The organism is Nocardioides sp. AN3, assembly GCF_054653495.1.
The window spans coordinates 262,072-274,945 of sequence record NZ_BAAIGC010000001.1 but is presented as its reverse complement, the minus strand read 5'-3'; the positions used below and the strand labels follow the sequence as shown (position 1 = coordinate 274,945).

Here is a 12,874-nt window from a genome sequence, read left to right as displayed (position 1 = left end):
ATCTGCGCCCGCTCACCACCAAACGCGCGGCCATCTGCGCCCGCTCACCACCAAACGCCCGGCCACCTGGGGCTGCTCAGCGCGGTGAGCGTGGGCAGTTACGCTCGTCAGGGTGACCGGGCTGCCGCGTTTCGAGGAGGTCGCGCGGGTGCGGCCCGTCGACCTGCTGGCACCCGGACACGACGTCGTCGAGCTCGACGGCGGGGGCGAGGTGCCGCTGCCGCAGCCGGCGCCGTACGTCGCCCTCGTCGCCGAGACCGAAGGACCCGCCGAGCTCACGCTGGCCTCTGACGCTCACGAGATCACCGCCACGCTCGACGGTCGCGGCCACGCCGCTCTTCGGGTCGACGACCTCCAGGCACGCAGTCGCCGCCACGGCCGGGCCCGCGGAGACCTCGAGGCGCTCGCCCTCACGGTGACCGGCTCGCAGGCGACCGTCTTCACCCGATCGGGGGGCGAGTGGACCGCCCGGGGGAAGGTCGAGCTCACCGACCGGGTGGACAGCGCCGACCCGGAGTGGGGCGCTCAGCTGCGAGCAAGGGCCAGCGGTGCGGTGGGGCACGTGCGAGGCGGAGGGTTCGGGCAGCTCGGCCTGCGCGACCTCCGACTGGTCAGCAACGCCGACGGGACGCCGTACTCCCCCGACGGCCGCCTGCTGCTCTCCGCGACGAGCGCCGGCCCGGGCTTCTTCGGCACGGGGCATGCCAGCGTGTGGGAGCTGGACCCGACGGCGCTCGCGCTGACCCACTGCAGCGACCTGTTCTTCCGCCGCGACGGCGCGGTCTTCGGCGACCACGCGATCCACCTGCTGCGCCACGACGAGGCATGGCTCGTCGCGACCAGCACCTGGGGCGACTTCGTCGACTCGGCGGTCGACCACGTGCACGTCGAGCTCGGCCGCTCCTCGGCGGACCTCCTGAGCGGACGCCACGTCGTCGACACCGCGCCGCTGCACCTGCCCACGACGGGCCTGCACAGCGTCGGGGTCTGGGACCCGCACCTCGTGCACGACGGGCATCAGTGGCTCGTCGGCTACGTCAACGCGCGCCGCTACTTCGACTTCCACCCTGTCGTCGCGACCGGGCCGTCCCTCGACGCCCTCACCCTGCGCAGCGCCGTCACCACTCGCCGCGCCACCGAGGGCACGACGCTGGCACGGCTCCCGACAGGCGCGAGCGGCGAGTCAGCCTGGCGGGTCCTGGCGAGCGACGGGCGCGACAACCGCCGTGGCCACCGTGCGGCGTACCCGATCTTCGATCTGGACCTGCATCAGGTCGGCGAGCTGGACGCGCCCTACCCGACCAACCTGCCCTGGCCGACACTCGTCCCGACGGCTGGGGGCATGCTGATGGTCGTCTTCGACGGGACGCCGGCCACCGGCCGGCTACCCGGCTACGGCACCCACGGTGCCGTCATCATCGCGAAAGAGATCTAGCGCTCAGCGCGTGTCGCGCTCGGAGTAGTCCGACCACTCGTCGTGGTCGTCGGGCTGCTCACTGTCGCCGGACTCGCCGTGCAGCTCGCGTGCGAGTGCCCCCAAGTCCGTGTCGTGAGTGCGGTACTTCAGGTCGCGAGCGACCTTCGTCTGCTTGGCTTTCGCACGGCCGCGCCCCATAGGGTCCAGCCCCCTCGCACTAGGCCGGGGCACCAAGGCTCCCGGGCTGTCTCACATAGTTTTCGTGAGGGCAACGCTACCCGCTCGCAGGTCGTTACCGCGAACCGGGAGCATCGAAAACTTGTTCGCGGGTTGCGAACGTCACTCTCCGGGCCGCGCGAGCGGCGCGCCGGTCACCAACCGGGGTGCTGACCGACCAGCCGGACGCGCCCCTCGTCGCCCTCGCCGGCACGCGTGACGGTGCCCGCGACCCAGGCCGGGATGCCGGCCTCCGCCAGCAGCGCGATGGTCGTGTCGACGTCCGCGGCGGGCGTGAGCGCCACCATGCCGACGCCCTGGTTGAGGGTGGCCTCCAGGTCGGGCTGCGACACGTCGCCGACGCGCTTGACCAGCGAGAAGACCGGGGCGGGCGTCCAGGAGCCGCGCTCGATGGTCGCGGTCAACGAGGAGGGCATGACCCGCTCGAGGTTCGCCGCCAGACCCCCTCCGGTGACGTGCGACATGGCGTGCGTGCCCGTCTCCCGAGCGACCCGCAGGCATGCCTTCGCGTAGATCCGGGTCGGGGTCAGGAGCTCCTCACCCAGCGTCCGGCCGAGCTCCTCGACGTGCTCGTCGAGGCTCAGGCCGCCCTGCTGGAGCAGCACGTGCCGCACCAGCGAGTAGCCGTTGGAGTGCAGACCCGACGACGCCATCGCGATCACCACGTCGCCCTCGGCGACCAGGTGGGAGCCGAGCAGCTCGTCGGCCTCGACGACGCCGGTCGTCGCGCCGGCGACGTCGTACTCGTCGGGCGCCAGCAGACCCGGGTGCTCGGCGGTCTCGCCGCCGACGAGCGCGGTGCCGGCCTCGACGCACGCCGAGGCGATGCCCTTGACGATCGCGGCGATCTTCTCGGGGACGACCTTGCCGGTGGCGATGTAGTCGGTCATGAACAGCGGCTCGGCGCCACACACGACGAGGTCGTCGACGACCATGCCGACCAGGTCGTAGCCGATGGTGTCGTGCACGTCCATGCGGCGGGCGATCTCGACCTTGGTGCCGACGCCGTCGGTCGAGGTCGCCAGCAGCGGACGCTTGAACCGAAGCAGAGCCGAGGCGTCGAACAGCCCCGCGAAGCCGCCCAGGCCCCCGATCATCTCCGGCCGGCGGGCCTTCTCGACCCACTCCTTCATCAGGTCGATCGCCCGGTCGGCGGCCTCGATGTCGACGCCGGAGGCGGCGTAGGCGTTGGTCATGGGTCTCCTCGATCCAGGTCTCGATACGCGCTGCGCGCTACTCGACCAGCGAACTACGGGTTGTTGAGCACAGGCAGGGCCTTGCTCAGCGTCGGCGAGGTGAGCGAGACCTCGAGGAGGTGCTTGCCGAGCAGGCTCTCGTCGGGCAGCTCGACCGGATACTGACCGGTGAAGCACGCCGTGCACAGCGACGACATCGGCTGACCGGTCGCGCCGACCATGCCCTCGAGGGAGATGTAGCCGAGCGAGTCGGCGCCGATCGAGGAGGCGATCTCGTCGACGTCGAGCCCGTTGGCGATGAGCTCGGCCCGGGTGGCGAAGTCGATGCCGTAGAAGCAGGGCCACTTCACCGGCGGGCTCGAGATGCGGACGTGGACCTCGAGGGCTCCGGCCTCGCGCAGCATCCGCACCTGGGCCCGCTGGGTGTTGCCGCGCACGATCGAGTCGTCGACGACGACGATGCGCTTGCCGCGGATCATGTGCTCGAGCGCGTTCAGCTTGAGGCGGATGCCCAGCTGGCGCAGCGTCTGCGAGGGCTGGATAAAGGTGCGGCCGACGTAGGCGTTCTTGACGAACCCCTGGCCGAACGGGATGCCGCTCTCCTCGGCATACCCCGTCGCGGCCGGCGTGCCCGACTCGGGCACCGGCATGACGAGGTCCGCCTCGACGGGGAACTCGCGGGCCAGCTGCCGGCCCATCTCCACGCGGGCCTCGTGGACCCCGCGGCCGGCGATGTCCGCGTCGGGGCGGGCGAGGTAGACATACTCGAAGACACAGCCCTTGCGCGCGGGCTCGGCGAACCGGCGCGACCGCAGGCCGTCGGCGTTGATGACGACCATCTCGCCGGGCTCGATCTCGCGCACCACGCTGGCGCCGATCGTGGCGAGGGCCGCGTCCTCGGAGGCCACCACCCAGCCGCGGTCCAGCCGGCCGAGGACCAGGGGTCGGATGCCCTGAGGGTCGCGTGCGGCGTACAACGTGTCCTCGTCCATCCAGACCAGGCAGAACGCGCCGCGGACCGAGGGCAGGATCTCCACCGCGCGCTCCTCGAGCGTGCCGTCGGGGTGGTAGGCCAGCAGCTCGGTCAGCAGGCTCGTGTCGTTGGTCGAGACGGGGGCGCCGCCGCGGTGGAGGTCGAGCTCGTCGCTCGGGCTCGGCAGCTCGGCGACCATGTCGCGCAGCTCGTGGGTGTTGACGATGTTGCCGTTGTGGCCGAGCGCGATGGAGCCCTCGGAGGACGGGCGGAAGGTCGGCTGCGCGTTCTGCCAGGTGCTCGCGCCCGTCGTGGAGTAGCGCGAGTGGCCGATGGCCACGTGTCCCTGGAGCGAGTCGAGCGTCGTCTCGTCGAAGACCTGGGAGACGAGTCCCATGTCCTTGTAGACGAGGATCTGCCGGCCGTTGCTCACGGCGATCCCGGCCGACTCCTGCCCTCGGTGCTGCAGTGAGTAGAGGCCGAAGTAGGTGAGCTTGGAGACTTCCTCACCAGGGGCCCAAACGCCGAAGACGCCGCACACGATTCGCTAGTCTACGGGCGGAGCACGACGTACGCCGATTCCACGGCGCCGCGCCGCCTCGGTCGGTCATCGGCGGCGACGCCTGCGTGGAGCAGACGCCTCGGAGGCGTCGTGTGCCGCTTCTCGGGAGGTCAGAGTCCGTCCCGTCGAAGCGCTGGTGAGCACATGCCCCATCCGACCGAGCTCCTGGAGCCCTCGGTCACGCATGCCGCCTCGCTCCCGGTCCGCCGCCCGAGGAGCTGAGGTGATCATGTCGAGTCCTCCCGTTCGGCTCCCCCGACCCCGCGATCCCTTTTACTCTGGAGCCCCCATCTCCGATGACGAAGCCTGGACCATGGACCAACTCTCCCGCGCGCCGCTCCCCTGGAGCGCCAGCGAGTGGTCGGAGGCGACCATGGGCGAGTCGCTCCGGCTGGCGGCGGAGAGCATGTGCGTCTTCGGGGGCTTCGGCGCCGCGTCGATATCGGTGGTGCGCAACGGGCAGGTCGTCCCCATCGCGGTCGCCGGCGCCGAGCGCGTCCTCGACCGCGACGGGAACCCGGTCGACGCCAGGGCGGTCCTCGACGACTCCTTCCCGGTGGCCATGCTCGAGGACACCCTCCTGCCCATGGCCGACGACTGGGGACTGCTGAAGTACATCCCCCACGACCGCTCGAACATGCCCGACTTCGGATGGCGGGTGGAGGGCGGGTACGTCGGCACCGAGTGGCACCCCCACGACATGCTGATCGCCCCGGTCCGCGACGCCGTGGGCCGGCTGCGCGGGATGCTGTCGCTGGACGCTCCCGTGGACGGCTGTCTGCCCGGGCCGGAGCGCCGCGCCGTCCTCGAGCGGTACGCCGCCCAGGCCTCGCGCGTCCTCCTCACCGCCCTCGACCGCGAGGAGCTGGTCGCGCGGCAGCGGCTCGCCGCCACGGCACGGCGGCTGCTCAGTCGCGCAGCCGACAGCGACTCCCCGGAGCAGATCCTCGCCGCGGTCAGCGACGACCTGGTCACGGCCTTCCAGCTGGCCGGCCTGCGCGCGAGCGTCTTCGAGCGCGGCGACCGGCGCGTCCTCATCGAGACGACCCCCTCGCTCGGCCGGTTCGACCCCGGGGCCTACCGGATCACCCGGCGGTTGACCGCGTGGCTGTGGCAGCACCAGCTCGTCGGGCTCATCTCGCGCGACCACGCCCGCAACTTCGAGGGCACTGCGGAGGATCTCGCCCTGATCCAGGGTCTGCTTCGGCGTGCCGGATTCGACACCGTCGTGCTGGCGCCGCTCGGAGTCGGCGAGTCCTGCCTGGGCACGATCGCCCTGTACCGCGCCGTCGGCGCCCCGCGGTGGACCGACGCCGAGCTCGAGGCCGCCCAAGAGCTCGGCCACGACCTGGGTCGCCTGCTCAGCTGGCAGCGAGCGCTTCGCATGGAACGGGAGGCCGTCGCCGAGCTGCGCGAGCTCGGCGACTATAAGAGCCGGCTCATCGCCACCGTCGCCCACGAGCTGAAGAACCCCATCGCCACGATCCGCGGAAACCTGGAGATCAGCACGGAGCTGCTCAGCGGCGCCGTGGACGTCGGCCCGGCCCTGCGGGCCATGGGACGCGGGGTCGAGCGGCTCGGGCGGATCGTCGACGACCTGCTCCTCCTCGCGGCCAGCGACCCCAACAGCCCGCCCGCCCAAGAGCCCGTCGACCTGACAGCACACGTGCTGGCAGGCATCCAGCTCGCCCTCGAGACCGATGCCCACTCCGAGGCGAAGGTCCGCACCGACCTTCCGGATCAGCCGCTGACGATCCTCGCCGACCCGCTCGGACTCGAGCAGGTCATCGTCAACCTCGTCGGCAACGCGCTCAAATACACCCCGCCCGGGGGCCCTGTCTCGGTCTCACTGCGGGACTGCGGCGACCACGTGGAGCTCGCGGTCGCCGACGAAGGCATCGGGATCTCCCCCGCCGACCAGGAGCTGATCTTCACAGAGTTCTTCCGCTCCGCGGACGCCGCGGCGCGGCGACAGCCCGGCACCGGCCTCGGACTGGCCATCGTCGCCCGCATCGTCGCCCAGCACGGTGGCCGGATCGAAGTCGACTCCGCCGTGGGGCGCGGCAGCACGTTCCGAGTTCTTCTACCGGCTGGCTAGCCTGCAAGCACCGCGGCGCTGTGCCTATTTGCGCCTCCGCTTCGCTTTGGCGCGTGCCATGGGGCCTTCAAGGTCTCGTCTTCCCTCGCTGCGCTCGGTCGTTCCTCCCTCGCTGCGCTCGGTCGTTCCTCCCTCGCTTCACTCAGTCCAGACGAGACCGGCCCCACGGCCTCGGGCGTCTGGGGTCGACGTATGCAGCACCGCGGCGCCTCGGCGTTGCTAGTTGGTGAAATCAGGACCAGTGGTCACTGCTTCCCCAGGTTGCGCAGGAGCAGCGTCTCCGCGAGGACGACCTTGGCGAACTCGGGGAGGTGCAGGCCCTCGTTCGGCCCGTGGGCGCGGGTGTCGGGGTCCTCGACGCCGGTGACGAGCACGCTCGCACCGGGGAAGGCCTCGAGGAACTCGGCGATGAACGGGATCGAGCCGCCGACGCCCATGTCGATCGGCGCGGTGCCGTCCCACGCCTCGGTGAAGGCGTTCCGGGCGGCGTCGTACGCCGGGCCGGAGGCCTCCAGCGCGATCGGCTCCCCGGTGTCGACCACGGTGGTGCTGACCTGGGCGCCCCACGGGGTGTTCGCGCGGAGGTGCTCCTCCAGCCGTGCGACCGCGTTGGCGGAGGTATCACCGGGGGCGATGCGGATCGTGACGCGGGCGCGCGCGACGGGGCTCAGCGTGTTGGAGGCGCCGGCGACCTTCGGGGCGTCGAAGCCGGTGACGGTGATCGCCGGCTTGGTCCACATCCGCTCGACCATGGGCCCCTCGCCGACCCAGTCGACACCGCCGAGGATGCCGGACTCGGCACGCAGCCGGTCCTCGGGGTAGTCGACCTCGGCCGCCGGCCCCCCGACCAGCCCGGCGACGGCCGGGCCACCGTCCTGGGTCCACAGGGTGTCGAGGAGGCGGATGAGGGCCATGATCGCGTCGGGCGCGAGACCGCCCCACATGCCCGAGTGGACGGCATGGTCAAGCGTGCGTAGCTCGACGTCGACGCGGACGAGTCCTCGCAGACTGGTGGTCAGCGCCGGGACGCCGATGTCCCAGTTGCCGGAGTCGGCGATGACGATGACATCGGCGCGCAGATCCTCCTGATACTGCGCCAACAGCTGCGGAAGCGTCGCCGAGGCGACCTCCTCCTCACCCTCGATGAAGAGCCGGACGGTCACGGGCAGATCGTCGCCGAGCGCCCGGAGGGCGCCGAGGTGGGTGGCGATGCCGGCCTTGTCGTCGGCGGCGCCGCGGCCGTAGAGCCGGTCGCCGCGGATCGTGGGCTCGAACGGCGCGGAGTCCCAGTCGGCCGGGTCGTTCTCAGGCTGCACGTCGTGGTGGGCGTAGAGCAGCACCGTCGGCGCGCCGGCCGGTCCGCGCTTCTCGCCGACGACCGCAGGCGGAGCGCCCTCGAAGGCCCGCACGATCCGGGCGTCGACGCCTTCAGCCGCAAACAGCTCGAGCGTCCGCTCGGCGCTCTTCTCGACCTCGCCCAGCCGCTCCGGGTCGGCGCTCACGGACTGGATCCGGACGAGATCCTTCAGATCCTCGAGCAGGGCGGGGAGGACGGCGTCGACGCGGCTGCCGAGATCAGCGGGGTTCACGGTCATGGCACTCAGGGTAGGACCCGCTCTACCGTGGGCCGCATGCTGGCCGTGCTGGTGCTGAACGCGGGGTCGTCGTCCTTGAAGTACCAGGTCGTCGAGTCCGACGGCACCCGTCACGTCAAAGGGCTCATCGAGCGCGTGGACGAGACGGGCTTCAGGGCTGCTCTCGCCCGCATGCAGTCCGACCTGGACGCGGCCGGTCTCGGGCGCGACGCGCTCTCGGCTGTGGGCCATCGAGTCGTGCACGGCGGTCCCGACTTCACCGAGCCGGTCCTCCTGACCGACGAGGTCGTCACTGCCATCGAGGACCTGGCCCGGTTCGCGCCGCTGCACAACCCGCCCGCAGTCGCGGGCATGCGTGCCGCCCGGAAGGAGCTCCCCGACGTCCCGCATGTCGCTGTCTTCGACACGGCCTTCTTCGCCGGACTGCCGGCCGCCTCCGCCACCTATGCGATCGACGCCTCACTCGCCCAGAAGCACGGCATCAGGAGGTACGGCGCCCACGGCACCTCCCACCGGTTCGTCTCCGACGCGGCGGCGCGCTTCGCCGGTCGCCCTCTCGACGGCCTGCGCCAGATCGTGCTGCATCTCGGCAACGGTGCCTCCGTCGCCGCACTGCGCTCGGGGCGGCCGGTCGACACGTCGATGGGCCTCACCCCGCTCGAGGGGCTCGTCATGGGCACGCGCGCGGGCGACCTCGACCCCGGCGTACTCCTGCACCTGCTCCGCGCCGGCCTCTCCGTCGACGAGCTCGAGGACCTGCTGCAGCACCGCTTCGGCCTCCAGGGGCTGGCCGGGCGTCACGACATGCGCGACCTCCTCGCCGCGGCCGGCGACGGGGACCCCGCGGCCCGGCTCGCGCTCGACGTCTACGCCCACCGGCTGCGCAAGTACGTCGGCGCCTACCTGGCCGTCCTCGGCGGGGCCGACCAGCTGGTCTTCACCGGCGGCGTCGGCGAGCATGCAGCGCCCGTGCGAGCGGCGGCCCTCGCCGGTCTGAGTGCCCTCGGTCTCACGCTCGACCCCGTCCGCAACGAGGCTCCGACGGACGGCCCGCGGGAGATCTCCGCCCCTGGCGCGCCCGTCCAGGTGCTCGTGGTGCCGACCGACGAGGAGCTCGAGATCGCCCGCCAGGTCGCCGCCGTCCTGTAGGCACGCGAACCCCGGGTTGTTGCCAGCCGAACCCCGGGTTGTCGTGCCCCGAACCCCGGGTTGTCGTGCCCCGAACCTCGGGTTGTTGTTCAACAAGCCGAGGCTCGACCGACAACAACCCGGGGCTCGGCGGACAACGACCCGAGGCTCGACCGACAACAACCCGAGGCTCGACCGACAACAACCCGGGGCTCGACCGACAACAACCCGAGGCTCGGCGTCAGAAGTCCGCGGACGTGTCGGCCGACGGGGACCGGTGCGGCTCGACGGTGCCCGTCCACGTCCAGTCGCGCACCTCGGACAGGTCGTCGCCGTGGTCCCGGGTCCACTGCCGGGCACGGCGGCGGGTGTCGACCATGAGCTGGCGGACGGCGGCGGCGGACTGCCCCAGCCCGGGCACGCGGTCGATGACGTCCATGACGAGGTGGTAGCGGTCGAGGTCGTTCATCATCACCATGTCGAAGGGCGTCGTCGTGGTGCCCTCCTCCTTGTAGCCGCGCACATGCAGGTTGGCGTGGTTGGTGCGGCGGTAGGTCAGCCGGTGGATGAGCCACGGATAGCCGTGGTAGGCGAAGATCACCGGCTTGTCGGTGGTGAACAGACCGTCGAACTCGGCGTGGGGCAGGCCGTGCGGGTGCTCGGTGTCGTCCTGCAGGCGCATCAGGTCCACGACGTTGATGAAGCGGACCTTGACGTCAGGCAGGTGCTCGCGCAGCAGCGACACCGCGGCCAGTGCCTCGAGCGTGGGCACATCGCCGGCTGCGGCGATGACCACGTCGGGCTCGCCGCCGGCGCCGGAGTCGTCGTTCGACGCCCAGTCCCAGATCCCCAAGCCCCGCGCACAGTGCAGGTCGGCCTCATCGGCGCTCAGCCAGTCGAACGCCGGCTGCTTCCCGCTCACGACGACATTGACGTAGTGGCTGGAGGCCAGGCAGTGCTGCATCGTCGAGAGCAGCGTGTTGGTGTCCGGGGGCAGGTAGACCCGGACGACTTCGGCCTTCTTGTTGATGACATGGTCGATGAACCCGGGGTCCTGGTGGCTGAGCCCGTTGTGGTCCTGGCGCCACACGTGGCTGGTGAGCAGGTAGTTGAGGCTGGAGATGTCGGCGCGCCAACCGATCTCCCGGGTGGTCTTGAGCCACTTGGCGTGCTGGTTGAACATCGAGTCGACCAGGTGGATGAAGGCCTCATAGCAGCTGAACAGCCCGTGCCGCCCAGTGAGCAGATAGCCCTCCGCCCACCCCTGGCAGGTGTGCTCGGACAGGATCTCCATGACCCGACCCGAACGGGCCAGATGCTCGTCGACGTCCCAGATCGCCCCCTGGAAGACCTTGTCAGTCACCTCGTAGACCGCATCCAGCCGGTTCGACGCGGTCTCGTCCGGGCCGAAGATGCGGAAGCTGTCGGGATTGTCGCGGACGACGTCGACGAGGTACTGCCCGAAGACGCGGGTGGCCTCGTGCACGGACCCGCCGGGCTCGGTCACCTCGACCGCGTGATCACGGAAGTCGGGCAGCACCAGCGGCTTGCGCAGGACGCCGCCGTTGGCGTGCGGGTTGGCGCTCATCCGGCGGCTGCCCTGCGGCGCGAGCGCGCGCACCGCGTCCACCGGCACGCCGGTGTCGGTGAAGAGCTCGCCGGGGGCGTACGACGCCAGCCACTCCTGCAGCTGCGTTCGGTGCCGGTCGTTGTCCCGGGTCTCCGACAGCGGCACCTGGTGAGCCCGCCACGTGCCCTCCACCAGCTTGCCGTCGACCTCGTGCGGGCCCGTCCAGCCCTTCGGCGTGACGAGCAGGATCATCGGCCACGGCTGCCAGTCGTGGCTCTTCGCGCCCGTACGCGCCGCCTGCCGGATCTCGGTGATCCGGTCGTAGGCGGCGTCCATCGCGGTGGCCAGCTGCTGGTGCACGGCGACGGGGTCGTCGCCCTCGACGGTGAGCACCTCGTGCCCGTAGCCCCGCAGCAGACTGACCAGCTCCTCGCGCGGGATGCGGGCCGGCACCGTCGGGTTCGCGATCTTGTAGCCGTTCAGATGCAGGATCGGCAGGACGGCCCCGTCGTGGACCGGGTCCAGAAACTTGTTGGAGTGCCAGCTCGCCGCGAGCGGTCCGGTCTCGAACTCGCCGTCGCCGACCACGGCGGCGACCAGCAGGTCGGGGTTGTCGAGCGCTGCGCCGTACGCATGGGAGAGGACGTAGCCAAGCTCGCCCCCCTCGTGGATCGAGCCCGGCGTCTCCGGTGCGGCGTGCGACGGGATGCCTCCCGGGAACGAGAACTGCCGGAAGAGCCGCTGCATGCCCCTCTTGTCGTAGGAGATCTCCGGGTAGAGCTCGGAGTAGGTGCCCTCGAGCCAGGCCTGCGCCACCACCGCCGGCCCACCGTGGCCCGGGCCGGCGAGGAAGATCGCGTCGACGTCGCGCTCGCGGATGAGCCGGTTGAGGTGGGTGTAGACGAGGTTGAGGCCCGGGGTCGTGCCCCAGTGGCCCAGCAGGCGGGGCTTGATGTCCTCCGGTGCCAGATCTCGCTCGAGCAGCGGGTTGTCGAGCAGATAGATCTGCCCGACCGAGAGGTAGTTGGCCGCCCGCCACCATGCGTCGAGTGACTTGATGTCCGCTTCGCTGAGTGCTCCCATGGCGCCCACTCTGCTGCCGCGATGCGACCGGGACAGGGCCCGAATCGGGTGAGGTCGGTGGACTACACGGGAAGGTACGGCGACAGGTCGGTGCGCTCGCCGCTCGCCCGCACCCGGCCGTCATCCACCGCCGCAGCCCAGGCCAGCTCACCGGACGCCAACGCGATCCAGGTCTCCGCGTCGGTCTCGATGACCGCCGGCGGGGTCCCGCGGGTGTGGCGCACGCCCTCGATGCACTGAACGGCGGCGTACGGCGGGACCCGGACCTCGACGCTGCGCCCAGGGGCCTTGGCTTCGAGCACCGCCAGGTAGTGCTTGGCGAGCAGTCGCAGGTCGTCCTTGGTCGACTCACGCCTCGTCACGCGAGACAGCGCGTCCGCGACCGCGGCGGGGTCGGCGGGTCGCAGGCGGGCGGGCACACCGCAACCCTAGGGCGCCGCGCCCTCGTCGAGCTCAGGGAGATCGGGGTAGGGCTGGACCAGCTGGTAGACCGAGTAGGTCGCGCGGCCGTCGTCACGACCCCGGGTCCGCTCGTGCCAGCGCTTGTTGAGCGCCTCGACATCGGCGGCGTAGTCCGCGACCTCCGCGTCGGTGAACCGCAGCGAGGTGTCGAAGACGTAGGCTTCGCCGTTCTTCTCCTCGGCCATCGAGCGGTCGACGAGGTGATGGCCCCAGGACCGGGCGTTGTGGCGGTAGACCTCGAGTGCCGCCGCACCGCCGGGCTGGGCCAGCATGTCCTGGCTGCGGAACGAGATGCCGTCGGCCGGGACCATCCGCCAGACCCGGTCGCGCTTGTCGCGGGCCTCGTCCGGCGCCTCCTCGATGAGGCCGTACTTGGCGAGCTGACGCAGGTGGAAGCTCGCCTGGTTGGCGGGGATGCCGAGCAGGCGCGAGACGTCGGCCGCACGGAGCGAACCGCTCGCGTAGAGCTCGGAGAGGATCCGGTTGCGCGCCGGATGGGCGATCGCACGCAGGATGCGCGGGTCGTCGTACTTCGCCATGACAGGGATCCTAG

Annotated in this window: 10 protein-coding genes; 3 read left to right on the top strand and 7 right to left on the bottom strand. The window is 71.1% G+C overall.

The window, feature by feature from the left end:
• The first annotated feature begins 112 nt into the window (after window positions 1-112).
• A complete protein-coding gene (locus tag ACYQ1K_RS01210) occupies window positions 113-1,435 on the top strand; it encodes a hypothetical protein (protein WP_459980619.1) in 1,323 nt (440 codons plus the stop codon).
• Window positions 1,436-1,438: 3 nt separating this feature from the next.
• On the opposite strand, the gene ACYQ1K_RS01205 is transcribed toward ACYQ1K_RS01210, so the two are convergent.
• The 3 genes from ACYQ1K_RS01205 to purF all read right to left on the bottom strand — a co-directional run bounded on the left by ACYQ1K_RS01205 (window position 1,439) and on the right by purF (window position 4,364).
• A complete protein-coding gene (locus ACYQ1K_RS01205) occupies window positions 1,439-1,615 on the bottom strand; it encodes a DUF3073 domain-containing protein (protein ID WP_344041462.1) in 177 nt (58 codons plus the stop codon).
• Between the two features lie 173 nt (window positions 1,616-1,788).
• The gene (gene purM, locus ACYQ1K_RS01200) at window positions 1,789-2,850 is read right to left on the bottom strand and encodes a phosphoribosylformylglycinamidine cyclo-ligase (RefSeq protein ID WP_459980617.1); all 1,062 of its coding nucleotides are present in this window, start codon (window positions 2,848-2,850) and stop codon (window positions 1,789-1,791) included.
• A gap of 53 nt (window positions 2,851-2,903) precedes the next feature.
• Complete coding sequence (gene purF / locus ACYQ1K_RS01195) at window positions 2,904-4,364, bottom strand: amidophosphoribosyltransferase (protein WP_459980616.1); 1,461 nt, start codon at window positions 4,362-4,364, stop codon at window positions 2,904-2,906.
• Window positions 4,365-4,698: 334 nt separating this feature from the next.
• Between purF and ACYQ1K_RS01190 the strand changes: the two genes are divergently transcribed.
• The gene (locus tag ACYQ1K_RS01190; protein WP_459980614.1) at window positions 4,699-6,483 is read left to right on the top strand and encodes a sensor histidine kinase; all 1,785 of its coding nucleotides are present in this window, start codon (window positions 4,699-4,701) and stop codon (window positions 6,481-6,483) included.
• A 245-nt stretch (window positions 6,484-6,728) separates the two neighbouring features.
• Here ACYQ1K_RS01190 and ACYQ1K_RS01185 read toward each other — a convergent pair whose 3' ends face one another.
• Window positions 6,729-8,078: a dipeptidase gene (locus tag ACYQ1K_RS01185; protein WP_459980613.1), complete on the bottom strand. Its 1,350-nt coding sequence runs from the start codon at window positions 8,076-8,078 to the stop codon at window positions 6,729-6,731.
• A gap of 36 nt (window positions 8,079-8,114) precedes the next feature.
• Here ACYQ1K_RS01185 and ACYQ1K_RS01180 point away from each other — a divergent pair, with 36 nt between their 5' ends.
• A complete protein-coding gene (locus ACYQ1K_RS01180) occupies window positions 8,115-9,227 on the top strand; it encodes an acetate/propionate family kinase (RefSeq protein WP_459980612.1) in 1,113 nt (370 codons plus the stop codon).
• A gap of 220 nt (window positions 9,228-9,447) precedes the next feature.
• Here ACYQ1K_RS01180 and ACYQ1K_RS01175 read toward each other — a convergent pair whose 3' ends face one another.
• The 3 genes from ACYQ1K_RS01175 to ACYQ1K_RS01165 form a co-directional block, all read right to left on the bottom strand.
• Window positions 9,448-11,859 carry a phosphoketolase family protein gene (locus ACYQ1K_RS01175; protein WP_459980610.1) on the bottom strand — a complete coding sequence of 804 codons (2,412 nt, stop codon included), beginning with the start codon at window positions 11,857-11,859 and terminating at the stop codon, window positions 9,448-9,450.
• 62 nt (window positions 11,860-11,921) lie between these two features.
• Window positions 11,922-12,278, bottom strand: coding sequence for a sterol carrier family protein (locus ACYQ1K_RS01170; protein ID WP_459980608.1), 357 nt, complete (start codon window positions 12,276-12,278; stop codon window positions 11,922-11,924).
• Window positions 12,279-12,287: 9 nt separating this feature from the next.
• Window positions 12,288-12,860, bottom strand: coding sequence for a helix-turn-helix domain-containing protein (locus ACYQ1K_RS01165; RefSeq protein WP_459980606.1), 573 nt, complete (start codon window positions 12,858-12,860; stop codon window positions 12,288-12,290).
• Window positions 12,861-12,874: the final 14 nt, after the last annotated feature.

What these genes read in the sequence shown, in the direction of transcription:
- ACYQ1K_RS01180 (WP_459980612.1), top strand. Translation starts at nt 8,115, where the DNA reads ATGCTGGCCGTGCTGGTGCTGAACGCGGGGTCGTCGTCCTTGAAGTAC.
- ACYQ1K_RS01205 (WP_344041462.1), bottom strand. Translation starts at nt 1,615, where the DNA reads ATGGGGCGCGGCCGTGCGAAAGCCAAGCAGACGAAGGTCGCTCGCGAC.
- ACYQ1K_RS01185 (WP_459980613.1), bottom strand. Translation starts at nt 8,078, where the DNA reads ATGACCGTGAACCCCGCTGATCTCGGCAGCCGCGTCGACGCCGTCCTC.
- ACYQ1K_RS01165 (WP_459980606.1), bottom strand. Translation starts at nt 12,860, where the DNA reads ATGGCGAAGTACGACGACCCGCGCATCCTGCGTGCGATCGCCCATCCG.
- purM (WP_459980617.1), bottom strand. Translation starts at nt 2,850, where the DNA reads ATGACCAACGCCTACGCCGCCTCCGGCGTCGACATCGAGGCCGCCGAC.
- ACYQ1K_RS01190 (WP_459980614.1), top strand. Translation starts at nt 4,699, where the DNA reads ATGGACCAACTCTCCCGCGCGCCGCTCCCCTGGAGCGCCAGCGAGTGG.
- ACYQ1K_RS01175 (WP_459980610.1), bottom strand. Translation starts at nt 11,859, where the DNA reads ATGGGAGCACTCAGCGAAGCGGACATCAAGTCACTCGACGCATGGTGG.